The following is a 3,309-nucleotide window of genomic DNA, read 5'->3' as shown; positions in this document are numbered from 1 at the left end:
TGGGACGGGCTGGGGAGCGAGGAGAACGTCGCCGCCGTGCTCCGCAACAACGAAGCTGCGGTGGCGCAGCTCCGCCTCGGTGAGACGAGGACCCCGCTCAGGGAGACGGCCGACCGGATCGACGTGGCGCTCGCCCTGCTCGACGAACACGGTCCCGTCGGCGTCACCGCCGACGCGGTGGCGAGAGGCGTCACACCGTACGACGCCCGCCACAAGGTGCGCCTCCTGGTCCAGTGGCTCGGAACCCCCGAGGCGGCCCGAAGACTCGAGGTCGACGAACCGACGGTGCGCCTGCTGCGGCTCTTCCGTGAGACCGAGAAGCTGACCGTGGACACCGCCAGCCGGATCGACACGGCATACGACTCACTCGTGACACGACTGAGGTCTCTCGGCATCGACCCGGCCGAGGCACCCGTCCAACTCACCGGCATCGACCTGACCGACCTCTTGCCCACGCCCGCCACCGCTTCACCCACCACGCCCGACGCCCCCATGCCGACGACGCCCGCAGCACACCAGGACCGGAACTCCACCCCGGACACACCCGCGTATCCGTTCACCCGCGACGAGACAGACATCGCGGAATCGTCGGAGAATCTGTTCACCGAGGCGGCCCTCTTCCTCAGCGAACAGTGGCTGCAGACGTCGTCCCATGAGTCCGTGAGCACGACCGGCGAGGAGCACGTCCAGCCCGGCACGACCCGGCCCGCCACAAGCCGGGCGGCCGAATACCCTGAGGGACAGTCTCCGGCGAAGCAGCGACGGCTGAACGACGAATCCGGTGCGGACGAGTGGGCGCTGCCCGACTTCGACTGGCCTGGTCAGCCCGTCGGGATCGAGGAACTGCCCGGCGATTTCGGCGACGAGCAGGACAACCGCGTGGAGGACGCCTCCTCGACGACGCTCGACGTCATGGACACCGACTACTCCGGGACGCTCATCGACGTCATGACGAACTACACCCAGATGCTGTACGAGGAAGTGACGTCGGACGCGGATGACAGGGCGCCGGAACGCCGCACCATGGAGGCCGGCGATGCCGTGGCAACGGCGATGACGGAGGTCGGCCCCGGCATGGCACCCGTGGTCGACCGCCAAACCGCCGATGTCGCGCCCGCGGCGGGCGTTTTGCCCGTGGCGGGTACGGCGGCTGCGCATCCCACGGACGGTGCGCAACTCGGAGAGGAGGGGGAACGTGCCGTCCGGTCAGGGCCGGAGGGCGCGGGGGACATGGCGATCGACTTCGTGCCGGCGGTGGATTACGCCATGGTGCACGGCGGCGACTCCGGCCTCCCGGCGAGCCGCGAGAACGAGCAGGCCGACGAGGCCGGCGGTGAGCTGCTGGCATCGGGCGAGGTGGGCACCGACCGCTGGATCCCCTTCGGTACCGGCGAGGGAACACCCGAGGCGTTCACCTTCACCCCCGTCCCGCCCGGCACCCGCACGGTGACCCGGATGGTCGACGGTGCGCTGGTCGAGTCCGACGCGCCGTGGCAGGTGGGCCGCCCTCAGGGATCCGGTGAGCGTACCCGGATCGGCTACACGTGGGCCCACTACCGCGGTGCCACCCCCGTGCAGGACACCCTTTACCTCACTCGCCGGATCCACCTGACCGCCCAGGACGCGTCCGCCGAGCAGCTCGCCACCCTGCAGAACGGCCTGCGCACGGCCCTGCGGGACCTGGTCAACCGGCGTGACTACCGCCTGCCGGCCCTCCAGCCCGACCAAGTCACCGGCCCGTCCCTGCCGGGTCCGCTCCTGCGCGCCGATGTACGTTTCGTCGACTCGCCGGCTGATGCCGACTCCGTGGTCACCGTGCATGTCGGCCTGCCCGGCCCCGGACGGTCCATGGTGCAGAACGCCTGGTACACGGACGTCCACCCCGCCGCCTACGTCCACGAGATCGTCCACGGTCTCGGTGTCATCGACGACAACCCCGACCCGCGTGTCCTGCTGACCCCGGGCGGCCGCGGCGAACAGGTTCTCGCCGACGGCGAGTCCAGCCTGATGGGCCCCTTCACCGATCCGGCTCGGCAGGACTTCGTCCTGACCACCGATCACCTGCGGCAGATCGCCGACGTCCTCAGCCCGTATCTGCACACCACCACCACGACCCCGGCCGAGCACACCGAACCCGCCGTCGCACAGGCCACCGCGCCCGCCGAACCGGACACCACCTCCCAGCCCCTGTCCCCACCACCCGGCCAGACCGGACCCGATACGGCCCCCGCGGTCGACGACCAGACCGCCCTGTCCCAGCTGAATGACCTGGTCCGCATACTGGGCAGCGGGGTGGCCGTGGCCAGGGAACTGGGGGTTAACCAATCCACTGTGGCCAGATGGCTCAGCGGCACGAGGCCGCTGAGCGCAGACGCCGCCGGAAGAATCGACGGGCTGCACGGACGCCTCGCCTCCGGCGACGTGCAGCGACGGGAGACCGCCGAGTCCGTCAGGGACATCCTGGAATCGTTGTACGTGAAGGAGCGGGAGAACCACGCGGACGACGAGTCCGCGCTCCGGGCGGTGGCCGACGCACTCAGCGGCGGTACGGTCGAGGTGGACCGGGACGACGTGTACCGCTGGATGTCTGGCAAGCCCAACCCGGACCCGGTGGTGCGCGAGCGGATCGCCGAACACGCCGCGCTCGTCCACCCCGACGGCCTCCCCACCGTACCGGCCGACACCCCCGCTCTGCACACGGTGGAGACCCAGTACCTGGTGAACCGGCTCGGCCCCGACATCACGCCAAGACTGCTCGGCGTCTCACCGCAGGTCCTGGAATCCCTCCAGGCGGGCACTTCCTCCCCGACGCTGGAGGTCGCGGAGCGGATCACGGCAACCGCCGACCTGCTCCTGACGCAGAACACCACACCGACCGCCGACGACGTCACGAACCACGTCCGCCAGCGCAGAACCACCCTCCAGAACGCCATCGCGGACCTCACCAGCCACCTGGAAAACCAGGCCGCCGTGGCAGGCGTGCTCGGCTGTGGCCGTAAAGCTGTGGGCGGTTACCGCCATGGTGGTCATGAGTCGAAGGTGCCGAAGAAGACGGCCGACCGGATCCACGCGGCACTCGCCCTGCTCGACGAAGGCCGTCCCGTCACCGCCGACACGGTGACCGAACGTGTCACACCGGACGCCACCGCGACCAAACTCCAGGCGTTGACGGGCGTGGCGAGCAGTGAAAGGGACCTGGCCAGAGAGCTCAAGGTCTCGCCGCGGACGCTGCGGCAGCAACTCGACGGCGCGCAGGTCTTCCGGGAGTTCGCCGTGCGGGTGGACGCGCTGTTCGAACAGTGCGAGAAA

General features: G+C 70.0%; 1 protein-coding gene. It reads left to right on the top strand.

Annotation, left to right across the window (positions count from 1 at the left end; genetic code table 11):
* The coding region (locus tag AQJ58_RS15715) for a hypothetical protein (protein WP_107122054.1) at positions 1 to 3,309 on the top strand (3,309 nt) is incomplete at both ends.

The organism is Streptomyces sp. DSM 15324, assembly GCF_001514285.1.
Taxonomy (GTDB): domain Bacteria; phylum Actinomycetota; class Actinomycetes; order Streptomycetales; family Streptomycetaceae; genus Streptomyces.
The sequence above is the reverse complement of the archived record's forward strand: the minus strand, read 5'-3'. Positions and strand labels throughout refer to the sequence as shown.